General features: G+C 71.0%; 14 protein-coding genes. 5 read left to right on the top strand and 9 right to left on the bottom strand.

Annotation, left to right across the window (positions count from 1 at the left end; translation table 11 throughout):
• Window positions 1–84 precede the first annotated feature (84 nt).
• A complete protein-coding gene (locus JUB13_RS19985) occupies window positions 85–426 on the bottom strand; it encodes a hypothetical protein (RefSeq protein WP_207482048.1) in 342 nt (113 codons plus the stop codon).
• Window positions 427–543: 117 nt separating this feature from the next.
• Window positions 544–1,557 (bottom strand): alpha/beta hydrolase, encoded by a 1,014-nt coding sequence (locus tag JUB13_RS19990; protein ID WP_207482049.1) that lies wholly within the window; start codon window positions 1,555–1,557, stop codon window positions 544–546.
• Between the two features lie 470 nt (window positions 1,558–2,027).
• Between JUB13_RS19990 and JUB13_RS19995 the strand changes: the two genes are divergently transcribed.
• The gene (locus JUB13_RS19995; RefSeq protein ID WP_207482050.1) at window positions 2,028–3,128 is read left to right on the top strand and encodes a TRAP transporter substrate-binding protein; all 1,101 of its coding nucleotides are present in this window, start codon (window positions 2,028–2,030) and stop codon (window positions 3,126–3,128) included.
• Between the two features lie 22 nt (window positions 3,129–3,150).
• Here the strand turns inward: JUB13_RS19995 and JUB13_RS20000 are convergent, their stop codons facing one another.
• Window positions 3,151–3,393, bottom strand: coding sequence for a type 2 periplasmic-binding domain-containing protein (locus JUB13_RS20000; RefSeq protein WP_207482051.1), 243 nt, complete (start codon window positions 3,391–3,393; stop codon window positions 3,151–3,153).
• A gap of 548 nt (window positions 3,394–3,941) precedes the next feature.
• Between JUB13_RS20000 and JUB13_RS20005 the strand changes: the two genes are divergently transcribed.
• Window positions 3,942–6,518 carry an HWE histidine kinase domain-containing protein gene (locus JUB13_RS20005; RefSeq protein ID WP_207482052.1) on the top strand — a complete coding sequence of 859 codons (2,577 nt, stop codon included), beginning with the start codon at window positions 3,942–3,944 and terminating at the stop codon, window positions 6,516–6,518.
• A gap of 43 nt (window positions 6,519–6,561) precedes the next feature.
• On the opposite strand, the gene ybaK is transcribed toward JUB13_RS20005, so the two are convergent.
• Window positions 6,562–7,041: a Cys-tRNA(Pro) deacylase gene (gene ybaK / locus JUB13_RS20010; protein WP_207482053.1), complete on the bottom strand. Its 480-nt coding sequence runs from the start codon at window positions 7,039–7,041 to the stop codon at window positions 6,562–6,564.
• Between the two features lie 228 nt (window positions 7,042–7,269).
• Between ybaK and JUB13_RS20015 the strand changes: the two genes are divergently transcribed.
• A complete protein-coding gene (locus JUB13_RS20015) occupies window positions 7,270–8,622 on the top strand; it encodes a globin-coupled sensor protein (protein ID WP_207482054.1) in 1,353 nt (450 codons plus the stop codon).
• A gap of 145 nt (window positions 8,623–8,767) precedes the next feature.
• Here JUB13_RS20015 and JUB13_RS20020 read toward each other — a convergent pair whose 3' ends face one another.
• From JUB13_RS20020 to JUB13_RS20040, 5 genes are all read right to left on the bottom strand, one after another.
• Window positions 8,768–10,273: an ATP-binding protein gene (locus tag JUB13_RS20020; protein WP_207482055.1), complete on the bottom strand. Its 1,506-nt coding sequence runs from the start codon at window positions 10,271–10,273 to the stop codon at window positions 8,768–8,770.
• A gap of 44 nt (window positions 10,274–10,317) precedes the next feature.
• Window positions 10,318–11,316, bottom strand: a complete 999-nt coding sequence (locus JUB13_RS20025) for a hydroxyacid dehydrogenase (RefSeq protein WP_207482056.1) — start codon at window positions 11,314–11,316, stop codon at window positions 10,318–10,320.
• A 10-nt stretch (window positions 11,317–11,326) separates the two neighbouring features.
• Window positions 11,327–12,112 carry an SDR family oxidoreductase gene (locus tag JUB13_RS20030; RefSeq protein ID WP_207482058.1) on the bottom strand — a complete coding sequence of 262 codons (786 nt, stop codon included), beginning with the start codon at window positions 12,110–12,112 and terminating at the stop codon, window positions 11,327–11,329.
• A complete protein-coding gene (locus tag JUB13_RS20035) occupies window positions 12,112–13,044 on the bottom strand; it encodes a dihydrodipicolinate synthase family protein (protein ID WP_207482060.1) in 933 nt (310 codons plus the stop codon). Before JUB13_RS20035 ends, JUB13_RS20030 begins: the two co-directional genes overlap by 1 nt.
• 128 nt (window positions 13,045–13,172) lie before the next feature.
• A complete protein-coding gene (locus JUB13_RS20040; RefSeq protein ID WP_207482062.1) occupies window positions 13,173–14,954 on the bottom strand; it encodes an ABC transporter ATP-binding protein in 1,782 nt (593 codons plus the stop codon).
• A 361-nt stretch (window positions 14,955–15,315) separates the two neighbouring features.
• Between JUB13_RS20040 and JUB13_RS20045 the strand changes: the two genes are divergently transcribed.
• Window positions 15,316–15,498, top strand: a complete 183-nt coding sequence (locus JUB13_RS20045) for a hypothetical protein (protein ID WP_207482064.1) — start codon at window positions 15,316–15,318, stop codon at window positions 15,496–15,498.
• 133 nt (window positions 15,499–15,631) lie between these two features.
• The gene (locus JUB13_RS20050; protein ID WP_207482066.1) at window positions 15,632–16,156 is read left to right on the top strand and encodes an invasion associated locus B family protein; all 525 of its coding nucleotides are present in this window, start codon (window positions 15,632–15,634) and stop codon (window positions 16,154–16,156) included.
• The last annotated feature ends 8 nt before the right edge of the window (window positions 16,157–16,164 follow it).

Below are 16,164 nucleotides of genomic sequence, written 5' to 3' on the forward strand. Positions count from 1 at the left end.
CCTGCAGGCACCAGAAGAATTCGCCCCTTCCCGGACCATTCGGCCCGGGAAGGGGCGCTGGACCTCGGGCATCGGGGGCACCTGTCAGTTGGCAAAGGCGCGGCCGAAGTCGGTCTCGCCGAAAGCCATCTCGGAGGCGGCGGGCTGCCCGGCGGCGAGCTTGCTCCAGCCCTGGCCCGAGAGGTTGCCGTAGATGGGATCGATTGCGGCCTCGCCGGAGACCAGCGAACGGAAGCCCTGCGCGCTGCGGACCGCCTCCTGGCGCACCGCGACCGGCGGCGGGCCCTGCAGGTTCGGCTGGGCGCCGAAGGAGACGAGGTCGGAGGCGCCGTGGAACTGGTTCACGCCGGGGTTGCCTTCGCCGGCGAAGGCCGGGGCGACGGACAGGATGCCGATCAGGGCGGCGGCGATGGACAGCGTCCTCATGGTCGGGGTTCCTTTCGTGTCACGTAGGTTGATTGGCCTGTCGCGTCGCGACCGATCCCGTAGCCCGGGGCGGGCTCGCCGCCCCGGGCCGGAGTGGGATGGAAGCGGGGGACGCGATTACCGCTGGAAGGCCGTGCGCAGGGCCTCGGCGCCCTGTGCGATGGCCGCCTTGGCCGCCGGCGTGTCGGCCAGGGCGTTGAGCATCACGAAGTCGTGGATCGTGCCGTTGTAGCGCGTGGAGGTAACCGTCACGCCGGCCTGGGAGAGCTTGCGGGCATAGGCCTCGCCCTCGTCGCGCAGCAGGTCATTCTCGGCCACGATCACGGTTGCCGACGGCAGGTCGCGGAGCTGCTCGACCGAGGCCTTCAGCGGGAAGGCCGTGATCTCGTTGCGGGCCGCCTTCGGGAAGGTCGCATCAAGGAAGTAGTGCATGGCCTTCGTGGTCAGGAACGGCCCCTCGCCGAAGCTGCGGTAGGAGGAGTTGTCGGAGACGTCGTCCGTGACGGGGTAGAAGAGAAGCTGGTGGCTGATCCGGGGCCCCTTGCGCTCCTTGGCCATCAGCGTGACCGCGATGCTCATGTTGCCGCCGGCGCTGTCGCCGGCCACCGCCAGGCGCGAGGCGTCCAGGTTCAGCTGCCGGGCGTTCTCGACCACGTGGACCAGCGCCGCGTAGGCCTGCTCGTTCTGGACGGGATAGACGACATCCGGCGCACGGTCGTAGTCCACGAAGACCACGGCGGCCTGGGCCTGGGCCGCGATCTCGCGGATCAGGTGGTCATGGGTCTGCGGCCCGCCCATCACCCATCCGCCGCCGTGGAAGTACATCACCACCGGCAGGGCCTGCGTCGCGCCCGCCGGCCGCACGATGCGGACCTTGACGCGACCGGTCGGGCCTACCGGGAGGACGCGGTCCTCGACCGTGGTCGGCGCGCTCGGGATCGTCTGCGCCTGGGCGCCATCGAGGACCTTGCGCGCATCGATATGGCTCAGCGTGTAGATCGGCGGCGCGCCGGACTGGGCCAGGGCGTCCACGAAGGCCTGGGTGCGGGGCTCGAGAACCGGCGCCGCGGAGGCGGTGGAGGCGGCGAGGGCCATGGCGATGCCGGCAGCGGCTGAGCGAAGGTCGGTCATTATCTGTCTCCTATCTGCGGATGTTCGTTTCCTGCCCCTGTTGGGGTGAGGCGTGTATCCCATGCGATTTGATCGTGTACGACTTAAAAATCCGCAGAGCTGTGCGGCAGTAAATGCGCTTGCGATAAAATCGTATACGATTTAAAAGGGCGGATTCTGCGGATTGAGCCATCGCCGGGCGCCCTGGTCCCGCATGCTCTGTTGCCGAAGCGCAGGAGGGTGGGGCCCCGCAGCGGAAGGGACGATATCGCGGACAAGCGGTGTACGCGCGCGGGTGGCCGCTGGAGGGGCTCGGCAACGGAGGTACATGCCGCGCTATGCCATGCTGCACGAGCGGAGCACATATGTTGCATTTGTAATCGACGCTGCGGCAATCCCGGTTGACGCGGCCCGCCTGCGGCGCAACAAAAGCACCTCCGTTACGGGTGTACCAGGGAGGAGGGGCCGGTCGCGCCCCCAAGGAATTCGCCATGAATAGACGAGATTTGCTGGCATTCGGCGGCGCAGGACTTGCTGCGGCCGGTGTTGCGGCCCCTGCGATTGCCCAGGGTGCGCCCGAGGTCCAGTGGCGGCTCGCCTCGAGCTTCCCCAAGAGCACCGACATCCTGTTCGGCACGTCCGAGCTCATCGGCCGCCGCGTCGAGGAGCTGACCAACGGCAAGTTCCGCATCCGCGCCCATGCCCCGGGCGAGATCGTTCCCGGGCTGCAGGTGCTCGATGCCGTGCAGAACGGCACCGTCCAGTGCGGCCATACCTGCGGCTACTACTACGTCGGCAAGGATCCGACCTTCGCCTTCGACACGGCGCTGCCCTTCGGCCCGAACGCGCGCCAGATGAACGCCTGGTTCTCGCACGGCGGCGGCCGCGAGGCACTGCGCGAGTTCCTGAAGACCTACAACGTCATCCAGTTCCCCGCCGGCAACACCGGCGCCCAGATGGGCGGCTGGTTCCGCAAGGAGATCCGCACGGTCGACGACCTGCGCGGGCTGAAGATGCGCATCGCCGGCCTGACCGGCGAGATCCTGGCCAAGCTCGGCGTCGTGCCACAGCAACTCGCGGGCGGCGACGTGTACCCGGCGCTGGAGAAGGGCACCATCGACGCGACCGAGTTCGTCGGCCCCTATGACGACGAGAAGCTCGGCTTCTACCAGGTCGCCAAGAACTACTACTATCCCGGCTTCTGGGAGGGCGGCCCCCAGGTCTCGCTCTACGTGAACCTGGACGCATGGCAGGCGCTGCCGCCGCTGTACAAGGCGGCGCTGCAGTCGGCCTGCATCGAGGCGAATGCCGAGATGACCGCCCGCTACGATGCCGAGAATGCCCGGGCTCTCAAGCGCCTGGTCGCCAAAGGCACGGTGCTGCGCAGCTTCCCGCGCGAGGTCATGCAGGCGGCCTATCAGGTCGCGTTCGAGCTCTACGACGACATCGCGGGACGCAACCCGGCCTTCAAGAAGGTCTACGAGAGCTGGCGTCCCTTCCTGGACGAGACGCAGCTCTGGTTCCGGGTGGCCGAGCTGCCCTACGACAGCTTCGTGCTGTCGGCCTCCGCCCAGAGGCACCAGAAGCAGTAGCTGACGGCGCGGGGGCGGCCTTTCACGGGGCTGTCCCCATGTCGCTCCTGGGCACGCCGTACTTGGCCAGGGTCGCGTTGATCTCGGCCCGCCGGCGGCCCGGCGCCACCTCGATCTCGGCGCGCAGCTCCCTGTCCTCCCGCCGCACTCCCATGGCGATGTCGAATTCCATGGGCAGCCCCATGGGCCCATCGACCACCGGCATCACGGCCGCCAGCGACAGCGGCACCGGCCCGCGATGGACCCGGCCTGCAGGCCCTGACAATAGCCATGTCGATGACGCTGCCCACCACCAGGAGAGCGGCCTGCTCCCGCGGTCTACGCCGGTGGTGAATGTGAACTCGACCCAAGGTCGCGGATCTCGTCGGCCATGATTTCGTCGAGCCCGCTGTAGCGGGTGCTGACGCAGTTTCCTGACGGGCATCCGCCATTCGCCGTCCTCTGCCGTCGCTGCGGCCGCGGGTAGATTGGGCGGTTCTCGGCCTTGACCTGAATCGGGTTCGGCCGAGCTCCATCCGGCGACGGAAAGCGCGAGCACGCAGACCGGCGGCTTTGCGATCCCGCTCAGATTCGCCTGCTCAGAACCATCCCTCAGCCGGATCATCCTGGGGATTTGCCCCGGCATCGAGCACGCAGCGGTGCTGCTGGGGAACGTTCGCGTACCAAGCTAGTTCCCGCTACTTTGTGGAGCATTCCGGGTGCGTCGGTTGCCGGGGAACAACCTCGTCACTCCCGCTTTGTAGGTTTGTTGTATACATTCGACAGGTCTTGGGGCGGCCGCTTCGGCCGGAGGCCTTCTTTGGGAGACGGCGTTTGAGGCTGCTCAAGATCCTGGTACTCGCCGCCATCGCGACGCCGCTCGTCGGCTTCGCCGCGGCGGCCTGGTACGACTGGAAGCGGATCGAGCAGGCCGCCGTGGACCGCGCGCGTCGCACGGCTGATATCGTCGCCGAGCATGCCCTCAAGGTGTTCGAGAGCCAGGAGCAGCTGCTGGACCGGATCGACGACCGGACGACCGGCCTGTCCTGGGCCGAGATCGCGGCCTCGCCCGACATCTCGGCCTTCATCAATCAGGCCGTCGGCCCGCTCACGCATACCGAAGGGGCGGCCATCGCCGCGGCCGACGGGCGGATCGCGGCGATGGCCCGCGCCTTCCCGGCGCCCGCGCTCGACGTCCACGACCAGGAGTATTTCGTGGGTGCCCGCCAGGCGGCGCCGCACGCCTTCGTAAGCCGCCCGATCGTCGGGCGGATCAGCGGGAAGTCGCTGTTCCGGGTGTCCCGTGCTCGCAAGACCGCGGACGGGGTTTTCGACGGGATCGTCGTTGCCTCGCTGGCGCCGGACTACTTCATCGATTTCTATCGCTCGGTGACCGCCGAGGGTGAATCCGTCACCATGGTCCGCGACGACGGGACGGTGCTCGTGCGCGAGCCCCAGGCGACCGCGAAGGTCGCCGTGCTGAGCCCGCAAAGCGGCCTGATGAGCAGCATCACGACGACGCCGGCGAGGGGAATGTACCGGGCTACGTCGGAACTCGACCGCGTCACGCGCATTCACGCCTATCGCCGGCTCGACCCCTATCCCGTCTATGTCAGCTTCGGGATCGGACTGTCGACCCTGGAGGCGGAATGGCGCCGCAACCTGACGGGCTTCGGGGTCGTCGCCGCGCTGGCCTCGCTGCTCCTGGCAGCGATGGGCCGGCAGGCACTGGGGCGCGCAAGGCGCGAGACAGTGGCGCTGCGCCGCGCCGATCAGGAGGCCGAGGCGCGCGCCCAGGCGGAAGCCGAGCTCCGGCGCATCGGCGAGAGCGAGGCCGAAAGCGCGCTGAAGCTCAGCGAGTGGCGCTTCCGCACCGTGGTCGAGGCCATGCCCCACCTCGTCTGGGAGACCGACGAGGCGGGGCGGTGCAGCTATCTCAGTCCCCAATGGGCGGCGTATACCGGACTTCCCGTCGAGGACCACCTGGAATTCGGCTGGCAGGACGTCCTCCACCCGGCGGATCGCCCGCGGGTGGACGCCGCCTGGTCGGCCTTCATGACCGATCGCGTGCCCTTCGAGATGGAGTTCCGGCTGCGCGGCCGCGATGGGTCCTACCGCTGGTTCCAGGCCCGCGCGACGGTGATCGCCGATGACGCCGGGCCGGTGCGGGTGCTCGGGACCTCGACCGACATCCACGACCGTTTCCGGACCGAATCCGCGCTGCGCGAGGAGACGCGGAGGCTGGAGATCCTGAACCGCACCTGGGCCTCGGTCGCCTCGGAGACGGACCTGCAATCCATCGTGCAGCGGGTGATCGATGGCGGGGTCGAGCTGACCGGCGCGCAGTTCGGGGTCTTCTTCTACAAGGCGTCGGACGACGACGAGGGCATGCTCTACTGCCTGTCCGGCGCGCCGCACAGCGCCTTTTCGCGCTTCCCGATGCCGCGTCCCGGCAACGCCGTCTTCTCGCCGACCTTCCTGGGCAAGGCGATCGTACGGTCCGACGACATCACGCGCGACTCCCGTTTCGGGCAGAACGCCCCCTATGACGGCCTTCCGCCCGGCCACCTGCCGGTGCGCAGCTATCTGGCGGTGCCCGTCACGGCACGCAGCGGCGCGGTAATCGGGGGGCTGTTCTACGGGCATGCCGAGGCCGGCGTTTTCGACGCCCGGACGGAGCAGATCATGGTCGGCGTGGCCGCCCAGGCGGCGGTCGCGGTCGAGAAGGGCCGCCTGTTCGAGGCGACTCAGCGCGAGATCGCGGAGCGCCGCCAGGCCGAGGAGCTGCAGCGCCTGCTGGTCAACGAGCTGTGCCACCGGGTCAAGAACACGCTGGCCACCGTGCAGGCGATCACGAACCAGACGCTGCGCTCGGCCGGCAGCAAGGAGGAGGCTCGCGCCGCCGTGGGCGCGCGCATCGCCGCGCTCGCCCGTGCCCACGACATCCTGACGGGCCATCGCTGGGAGGGTGCGGACCTGGCGGAGCTGGTCGCAGTCACTGTCGAGGCCCATGGCGGCCCCGAGCGCGTGCGCGTCGCGGGCCCCGACCTGCGCCTGCCGCCAAGGTTCGCCCTGTCGCTCGCGCTCGCGCTGCACGAGCTCGGCACCAACGCCGTCAAGTACGGCTCCCTCTCCGTCGAGGACGGCCACGTGGAGATCCGCTGGGAGCTGCGGCCTGCCGCGTCCGGCGGGCCCGCCCGCCTTCACCTGGTCTGGCGCGAGCGCGGGGGGCCGCCGGTCCAGCCGCCGACGCGGCGCGGCTTCGGCACGCTGCTGATCGAACGTGGCCTCGCGGCCGAGTTCCGGGGAGAAGTGGGGATCGACTATGCCCCGGATGGGCTGGTCTGCACCATCGACGCGCCCCTGCCCATGGCGCACGGCGTGATGGAGTACGGGGCGGCCGGCGCCTGAACCGGAACCCTCGGGGGTCCTCGGGAGCCGGCAGGACCCCTCGTCAGGGGGGCGCGGCCAGCGGCGCGCTCACGGCGTCGAGCGCGCGCAGGAGGTCACCCGGCGCAAGGCGCACCTGAAGGCCGCGCTGTCCCCCGTTCACCACGATAAAAGGCTGCTCCAGCGCCGATGCATCCAGGAAGCTGCGCAGGCGCTTGCGCTGGCCGAGCGGGCTGATCCCGCCGACGCGGTAGCCGCTGAGCCGCTCGGCCTCCGCCGGGCGCATCATGGCCGCCGCCTTTCTTCCGGCCAGGGCGGCCAGCGCCTTCAGGTTCAGCTCCCGATCCGAGGGCAGGATCGCCACGACCGGCTCGTCGCCGGCCAGTGCCATCAGCGTCTTGAAAACGGCCGACGGCGGCAGGCCAAGCGCTTCGGCCGCCTGCAGTCCGATCGACGCGGCCTCGGGGTCGTATTCGTACTGGAGCAGCGCGAAGGGGATGCCGGCCTTCTCGAGCGCCTTGGTCGCGGGAGTGCTCTTGGACATGGCTGTCGGTTCGGAGGTTCCGGGCCAGGTTGCGCGGGACCGATCGTGCCTGCGGCGGCTCCTGGAAGAAACATCCGAGCAGGCCCGGTTTCGATATTAATGCCGCCTTTACCGGGGGCAAAGAAGGATTCTGCCGGGTCCTCCGGTCCGCAAGTGCTCCTCCTGTACCGGCGGAGCGGTGCATCGGGCGGCCCGTTCCGCCATTTCAGGGATATTCGAGACACCAGCATGACGAGCAGCCAGGACGATCGCACGGCGCGGCTTCACTTCCTCGGAATCGGCGAGGAGACGCGTGCGGTCCTCTCCGAGTTCCGCCCCGTGCTCGACGCGGCTCTGCCCGGCGCCCTGGCGGCCTTCTATGCCCATGTCGCGAGCGAGCCGCGGCTTGCCGCCCTGTTCGGAGGGCAGGCCGGCATGGACCATGCGCGCGCCGCACAGGCCCGGCACTGGGCGAACCTGTTCTCCGGACGCTTCGACGACGCCTACTTCGCGTCCGTGCGCCGGATCGGGCTTACCCACAGCCGAATCGGCCTGGAGCCGCGCTGGTATATCGGGGGCTACGCCTTCATCATCGCGCATCTGCACGAGGCGGCGGTCCGGGCCTGCGCCCAGCGCTGGCGCCCGGGCCAGGGGCGCGAGCGCCTCGCGCGGCTGCTGCGGGCCCTGAACGCCGCCGCCATGCTGGACATGGATGTCGCGATCTCGATCTACATCGAGGAGAACAAGGCGAGCTACGACCGCCGCCTCGCCGAGCTCGCCGACAGCTTCAAGCGCCGCGTCGGCGTCGTGGTCGATGCGGTCGGCAGCGGCGCCTCGGCCATGCGCGGCACGGCCGAGCAGATGGCGAGCCTCGCCGAGCAGGCGAGCGGCAAGGCACGGCAGGCGTCCGGCGCGGCCGAGCGGGCCTCGGGCAACGTGCAGACGGTCGCGACCGCCGCCGAGGAGCTGAGCGCCTCGATCCGCGAGATCGCGGCGCAGACGGGCCGGTCCGCCATGGTGTCGCGCCAGGCGGTCGCGGAGAGCGGCCGGGTCGACGACATGATGCGCTCGCTCGACGAGACGGCCGGGCGCATCGGAAACGTGGTCCAGATGATCCAGGCGATCGCCTCGCAGACGAACCTCCTGGCCCTGAACGCGACGATCGAGGCGGCCCGTGCCGGCGAATCCGGCAAGGGCTTCGCCGTCGTCGCGAACGAGGTCAAGACACTGGCCGGTCAGACGGGCAGGGCGACCGAGGAGATCCAGACGCAGGTGGCGGCGCTGCAGCAGGCGACCGGCCAGGCGCTGGAGATGATCCGGGGCATCGTCGGGACGATCCGCGAGATGGACGAGATCACGACCGTGGTCGCCGGCGCCATCGAGGAGCAGGAGGCCGCGACCGCCGAGATCGCGCGCAACGTCCAGGAGGCCGCGGAGGGCACCCACCAGGTCTCCGCCAATCTTGCCGAGCTGACCGAGAGCGCCGCCGTGACGGGGCATTCGGCCGCGACGGTGCTGAACTCCGCCAGCGGCGTCGGCCTGCAGTCCACGACCCTGGCGAGCGAGGTCGAAAGCTTCCTGAGCGAGATCCGGTCGGCCTGATCCCAGAGCAGCCTGGCGCCCAGAGCAGCCTGGCGCCCAGAGCAGCCTGGCGCCCAGAGCGGCCTAGCGCCCAGAGCGGCTTGAGCCTCGCCCTGAAGCTCGAGCCGCTCTCAATCCGTCGTCGCTTAGTGGATTCCGGTCGGTCCTAGGCCACGTCCGGGACGGTCTCGTCGGGGCCGGCGGGGGCCTCCTCGGCGTCGGGATCGCCCGGCGCCGTCTCGGCTCCGAGATCGGGCAGGGCGATCACGCGGCCGGACATCTCGGTCCGGCTCGCGATGAGGCCCCGCTGCTCGAGATAGGCCAGCAGGCGCCGCGCCCGCCCGCGCGAGCGGCTTCCGCAGGCGCGCGCCACCTCGGCATCCGAAGGGCAGGGGGCCTGCTCGATGGCGGCCCTGGCCAGCAGCAGGAAGACGCCCTGAATATCCTCGGGAAGGTCGGCCGCGACGGCGGTCGCTTGTTGCCAGGATTCGCCGCCCGCCGTGTCAGCGGCCACGCCCGCGCGGAGCTGGGCCAGCTTGCGCCGGAAGGCCGGAAGGTCGAGCAGGCGGCCGTTGACCCCGTGGGCGCGGCAGCGGACCAGGAAGTCCTGGTACAGCACGGCGACCGAGCGGTAGGCCGCCTCTGGGTCCGAGAGCAGCTCCAGCATCACCGCGTCGAGTGCCTGCGCCCGCTCGCCCGGGGCGGCCTCGGCCTCGGCGGCGGCCATGGCCTGGCGGGCGCGGGCGAGCTCCAGCAGCATCTCGGCGCTCGGCGCCGGGGGCGCGCGGCGGGGCGCGGGCCGGGGCGCCTGCTCCTCCTCGCCGGGCTTCAGGATCAGCTCCCGCGCGTCCTCGGGCGGGGTCGCCGGCAGCGGGGTCAGGCGCGGGGCGCCGCCGCGGCCGGCGGTCTCCACCTCGCCGATCCGGATCGGAAGCGGCCGGCGCGACAGCGCGGGGCCGAGCGCCACGAAATGGCCGCGCGCGAGGTCGCGGAACATCTCGGCCTGACGGCGCTCCATGCCCAGCAGGTCGGCGGCGCGCGCCATGTCGATGTCGAGGAAGGTGCGGCCCATCAGGAAGTTCGAGGCCTCGGCCGCCACGTTCTTGGCGAGCTTGGCCAGCCGCTGGGTGGCAATGGCCCCGGCCAGGCCGCGCTTGCGGCCCCGGCACATCAGGTTCGTCATGGCGCCCAGCGACGCCTTGCGCGCCTCGTCCGAGACCTCGCCCGCCGCGGCCGGGGCGAAGAGCTGGGCCTCGTCGACCACCACCAGCATAGGGTACCAGAAATCCCGCTCGGCATCGAACAGCCCGCCCAGGAAGGCGGCCGCGTGGCGCATCTGCATCTCCACGTCGAGCCCTTCGAGGTCGAGCACCACCGAGACCCGGTGCCGGCGCACGCGGTCCGCGACGCGCTGGAGCTGCGCCTCGGTATGGGCGCTGGCGTCGATCACCACATGGCCGAACTTGTCGGCCAGGGTGACGAAGTCGCCCTCGGGGTCGATCACGGCCTGCTGGACCCACGGCGCGCTCTGCTCGAGCAGCCGGCGCAGCAGGTGCGACTTGCCGGATCCCGAGTTGCCCTGCACCAGCAGGCGCGTCGCCAGCAGCTCCTCGAGGTCGAGCGTCCCGGGCGTCCGTTCCGCCGTGGTTCCCATGTCGATGCTGATCGTCATCCCGCTCCGTCCGGCTGCGAGGTCCCGTAATACCCCATCAACGGTTACCGGGACGGTAAGCGCCGCGTCCCCCAGATTTCCGGGTTCAGCAGGTGCGGCGGCTCCATCCCGGCCAGCGTCCGGATCACCTGGTCGGCCACGGTCAGCGCCATGCGCTCCAGGCATTCCTCGGTGCTGCTGGCGGTGTGGGGGCTCAGGAGGATCGTGTCGAGGCCCCGGAAGGGATGCCCCTCGGGCAGCGGCTCCTGCACGAAGACGTCCAGGGCGGCCCCGGCGATCCGGCGCTCGGCCAGCGCCTCGGCCAGGGCCGTCTCGTCGACGGCCTCGCCCCGGCCGGTGTTCACCAGCAGGGCCGAGGGCTTCATCAGGGACAGGGCGCGCCGGCCGATCAGGCCGCGGGTCTCCGGCCGCGAGGGGAGATGCAGCGAGACGACGTCCGACTCGGCCAGCAGCTCGTCCAGCGAATCGAGCTTCCGCCCGCCCAGCGCCGCGACCCGCAGCGGGTCGGCCGAGGGGCTGTAGACGTCGATGGCCATTCCGAGCCCAGCTCCCGCGATCCGCGCGGTGGCCTGGCCGATCATTCCGAAGCCGACGATGCCGAGCCGCTTGCCCGCGAGCTCGGTGAAGCGGGCACGGTAGCGGATGTCGAAATCGCCGCGCCGGGCCGCCGCGTCGCCCGGCACGATCTGTTTGGCGAGCGCCAGCATCAGGGCGATGGCGTGCTCGGCCACCGATACGGTGTTGGCGCCCGGCGTGTTGCACACCGGGATCCCGAGCCGGGTCGCGGCCGCGACGTCCAGCCGGTCGACGCCGACCCCGTGGTTGGCGATCACGCACAGGCCGGGTGCCGCCTCCATCACCGCGCCCGCCATGCCGGCGTTGCGGGTGATGGCGGCGTCCGCCTGGCCGACGAGGCCCAGCAGGGTCTCGGCGCGCGGATCGGGCGCGCGCAGCACCGTGATCCCGGCATCGGCCAGGCGGCGCTCGCCCGCGGGATGGATCGGCTGCGCGATCAGGCAGGTCCGGGTGGGCCTTGCGCTCAAGGGCCCGCCCTCAGAGCGAGCGCGTCTGGCCGCCGTCGATCCGGATCTTGGACCCGGTGACGTAGGCTGCGCGCTCGCTGGCCAGGAAGACGACGACGTCGGCGAACTCCTGCGGGGTGCCGTAGCGTCCTACGGGGATCTGCGCGCGGGCGGCGGCGGCGACCTCCTCGACCGACTTGCCGGTCCGGTTGGCCGCGTTGGTGTCGAGCTGGACCACCCGGTCGGTTTGGATGCGTCCCGGCAGCACCATGTTCACGGTCACGCCGCGGTCCGCCACCTCGGCCGACAGGGTCTTGGACCAGCCGAGGACGGCGGTGCGGATGCCGTTGGACAGGGCGAGATTCGGGATCGGCTGCTCGATGCCCGAGGAGCCGATCGTGACGATCCGGCCCCAGCCGCGCTCCAGCATGGGCGGCAGCAGGCGACCCGTCAGGTGGAAGATGTGCGCGGCCATGGCCTGGAAGTTCTGGAGCCACTGCTCGGCCGTGGCCTCTCGGGCGGTGCCCGGCGGCGGCCCGCCCGAGTTGTTCACCAGCACGTCGACGCCGCCCTGGGCCAGCACCGCGTCGGCCAGCGCGTCGACCGAGGCGCGGTCCGCGAGGTCCAGGCGGGCGGCAGAGACGCGCCCCCGCACCTCGGCCGGCAGCTCCGAGATCCAGGCGCGGGTCGTATCCTCGCTGCGCGCCGCGGCGATCACCGTGGCGCCCTCGGTGGCGAGGGTGCGCGCGATGGCGGCCCCAAGGCCCTTGCTCGCGCCCAGAACCAGGGCGCGGCGGTTCGTCAGTCCCAGATCCATCAGCCGATCTCCTTCAGGCGCTTCTCCTGGCGGGCGAGCAGGCGCTCGACCTCCGCGATGTCGGCGGGCGAGAGCTTGCCGCCGGGCTTGCGCTGGGCCGCAGAGGCGATGGCCCCGCGCTTCGCGAGCACGTATTTCCGCACGGCGAGGCCGGCGCCGAGCTGCTGCTCGTAGCGGGCCAGGGGCAGGTAGGCATCGAAGAAGTCGTGGGCACGCTCGACATCGCCGCGCCCAAAGGCCTCGACCACGCCGACCATCATCTCGGGGAAGGCGAAGCCCGTCATGGCGCCGTCGGCGCCGCGGCCCATCTCCTCGGGAAGGAAGATGCCGCCGTTGCCGACCAGGATGCTGACGCGGCGCATGCCGCCCTGCTCGCTGGCGGCGCGCAGCGCCGAGATCTTGGCGAGGCCGGGCCAGTCCTCGTGCTTGACCATCACGCAGCTCGGGAGCGCCTTGATGATCCGCACCAGGGTGGCGGGCGCGATCTGAACGCTGGTCGTCAGCGGGAAATCCTGGAGCACGAAGGGGATCTTCGGGCCCAGCGTCTCCGCCACGTTCTCGAAATAGCCGAAGATCTGGTCGTCGGTGCGGAGCGTCGAGGGCGGGGCCACCATCACCCCGGCCGCGCCGTCCTCCATCACCGCCGAGGCCAGCTCGCGCATGCTCGCGAGGCCTGGGCTGCTCACGCCGACGACGCAGGGGATGCGCCCGTCGAGCCGCGCAAGGACGCGCCGCACGAACAGGCGCGATTCGGCGGCGGTCAGCTTGGGCGCCTCGCCCATGACGCCCAGCACCGTAATGCCGGTGACGCCCCGCTCCAGGTAGAAATCGACCATGCGGTCGGTGCTCTCCAGGTCGAGCGACCCGTCATCGCGGAAGGGCGTCACCGCGATCACGTAGACGCCCGACGCGCTCTCGTCCAGCAAGGCCATCGGCTTACCCTCGAACCCCGTCGTTTCCTCGGGCGCGCAGCATAGACACGCCGGGGGGCGCGGCGGCAGCCACAATTTTGCAGGCCGCACGCGCGCGGGGTCGGGCCGGCCCGCTCGGACCGGTCGGATCAGGCAGCCAGGGACGGCCGGCCGAGCTGGGCCTGCCAGAGCATCCGGAAGCCGGGCTGGCGCTGCAGCAGCTCGTCCACCGAGCCCTGGTCGACGACCCGGCCCTCGGCCATCAGGACGACCATGTCGAAGCGGTCCAGCAGGTGCAGGCGGTGGACCGAGCTGACGACGCAGGCATCGGGGAACTCGGCCAGCACCGCGTCGTACAGCCGCGCCTCGGTCGCCGGGTCCAGGCTGCTGGTGGGCTCGTCCAGCATGATCAGGCCCGAGCCGCGGGCCGCCAGGATCCCGCGCGCCAGCGCCAGCCGCTGGCGCTGCCCGCCCGAGAGGTTGGCGCCGCGCTCCTCGATGGCGGTGTCGAGGCCCGCGGGCAGGCGCGCCAGCACCGGCCCTAGCTCGGCCAGCGCCACGGCGCGGGCCACGTCGGCCTCGTCGTAGTCGAGGCCGAGCGTCACGTTGTGCCCCAGCGTGCTCTCGAAGATCTCGGGCTCCTGCGGGATCAGCGTCGCGACGGCGCCGAGATGGGGCAGCTCGGGGCGGAGCACGCCGTCCACGCGGAACTCTGCCCGGTCCGGCTGGTACAGCCCCGCAAGAAGCCGCATCACCGTGCTCTTGCCCGACCCGCTCTCGCCGATCAGGGCGATCCGGCGCCCGCGGGTCAGCGTCAGCCCTACCCCGGCGAGGCCCCCGCCATGGCCGGCGGGTCCGCCGGGATAACCGAAGCTCAGCCCGTCGATGCGGATCTCACGCCAGTCCTCGCCGACCGGGGCTGGCGGACGGGACTCCGCCTCGCGCACGATGCCCTCGGCCTCGCCGAAGTCGGTCTGGAACCGCACGAGCTCCTGGTAGTGGGTCGCCATGGTGCCGATCACCGCGCCCGCCTGCTGGGCGTACTGGTGCACGAGCAGGGCCGTTCCCAGCATCACGGCGCCGCCCTCGCGCCAGGCGAGCCAGCCGTAGAGCGCCACGAGGCCGCAGCGGATCGCGTTGTTCAGCAGGTCGACCGCGCACCACTTAGCCTCGTTCACGACCACGCTTCGGCGCAGCGGCGCGAAGACCTCGGCGAGGCGCGTGTTGACCAGGCGGCGCGTCGGCTCCTGAAGGCGCAGGGTCAGCACCGTGGAGATGTTGCCCAGGCAGTCGACCAGCGTGGCGAGGAACCGCCGCTCGGCCCGGTTCTCGGCCCTGGCGAGCTCGATCATCACGCGATCGAAGCGCAGCAGCACGAGGACGATCGCGAGATAGCCCACGACCGCCACCGCGCCGGTCAGCGCCGAGACGATGCAAAGCGCAACGATCGGCCCGATCAGGTTCACCGCGTTCTGCAGGTAGATGAACTGCGTCTGCGAGAACCCGAACAGGGCGGCGGCGGCCTTGGAGACGCGCTGGATCGTCTCGCCGGAATGGCGGCGGGCATGCCAGCCCATGGGCAGGCTGGTCAGCTTGGCGTATACGGCATCGGTGAAGCGGCCGCGGACCCGCACCGCCACGAAGCGCTCGATCACCCGGGCCGGTCCGTGCAGCATCCAGGAGACCAGCGCCGCCGCGAAGGTCAGCGCCAGGTAGCTGCCGGCCTCGCGCAGCCCGTCGGCGCCGGACCGCTGCAGCGCGTTCATGGCCTCGGCCGAGAAGTAGGGGATTGCCAGCTTGACCAGGACGGCGCCGATCTGCATGGCCATGAACAGCACGACCAGGGGGCGGTCGGAGCCGGCGTGGGTCCACAGGCCGCGGTAGAGGCGGGCGAGCCCGCCCGTCGCTGGTGATGTCCGGATGTTCTGCATGATGGGTCCGCTGATGGCGCCGCCATGGCGCGGCGCCGGTCGCGGAAACACTGGCGCGGCATGGTAAGCGGATGGTTAACCGATGCGCCGCGCTCCGGTCCGGGGCCGTCAGGCCACCGAAATGTCGCGCCCGCAATGTCTTGGCTGCGGGGCCGGCTGCGCGGCCGGCGCGCTGTGACAAACGCCCCTGGAACGGCCGGCAGGGGTTCCCAATCCGTACCTCCTTTTCGTAATGAGGACTGGCGCTGCCGACGCGCATCGAACCCGGGCGTGAAGAGGGGCCCGCCAGGCCCTTCGACCGATCCGCAGCCATAGAGGTTGTCGCGCCCTCCTGACCAGGCGAAGCCAGGAGACCCGAATCATGATCGCCGAGAACGCTTCCCCCGCCGACAGCATCCGCCCAGGTGCGGATCCCGATGCAGGCGGCCTCGATCCCGTCCCCCGCCATGACGGCGCCGGCCCTGCGCCGAATGCGCCGGATACGGGGGCGGGAGCCAGCAGCACCCCCTTCCAGGGCTTCGGATCCTTCAACCGCTTCGACTGAATCCGCTAGCCTGCCTTCTTTACCTCGGGGAACCGCCGCCGCTCCCGCGCCGCCGTACCGTGCACGGTGCGTTCCGGGCGGGATTCCATCCGTGCCGGCCGCCTCGGCGGCCCGTCATAATGGGAGAAGCCCCATGGCTCGAATCTTCCGCCCGGCCGTCATGGTCTGCGCCGCATGGGCCTGCGTCGCATGGATCGCGTCCGCAGCTCCCCTCTCGGCCAAGCCGTCCGCCGTCGGCAGCTTCGGCCGTTGGACCGTCTTCGCGAGCGGGAGCGGGGCCGGACGGGTCTGCTACATGGGCGGTCTTCCCCTGCGCAGCGAAGGGAAGTACACGCGCCGCGACCGGGTCGTCTTCTACGTGGCCTATCGTCCCGGCGAGAGGGGCGGTGACGAGGTCAGCGTGCTCGCGGGCTATCCCTACCGTCGCGGCAGTCAGGCGACGCTGACCATCGACGGCGCCACGTTCAGGCTGATTACCGACGGCGACACCGCCTGGGCCGCGACGGACGGACTGGACCGCCGGATCGTCCGCGCCGTCCGCGCGGGATCCCGGATGGTGGTGAAGGGCACCTCGGCGCGCGGGACCCTCACCACCGACACCTACGACCTCGAGGGATCCGCCGCCGCCTATGCCGCGATGCGCGAGGCCTGCCGGTGAGGCCGCCC

It is taken from the genome of Arenibaculum pallidiluteum (genome assembly GCF_017355985.1).
Classification (GTDB): domain Bacteria; phylum Pseudomonadota; class Alphaproteobacteria; order Azospirillales; family Azospirillaceae; genus Arenibaculum; species Arenibaculum pallidiluteum.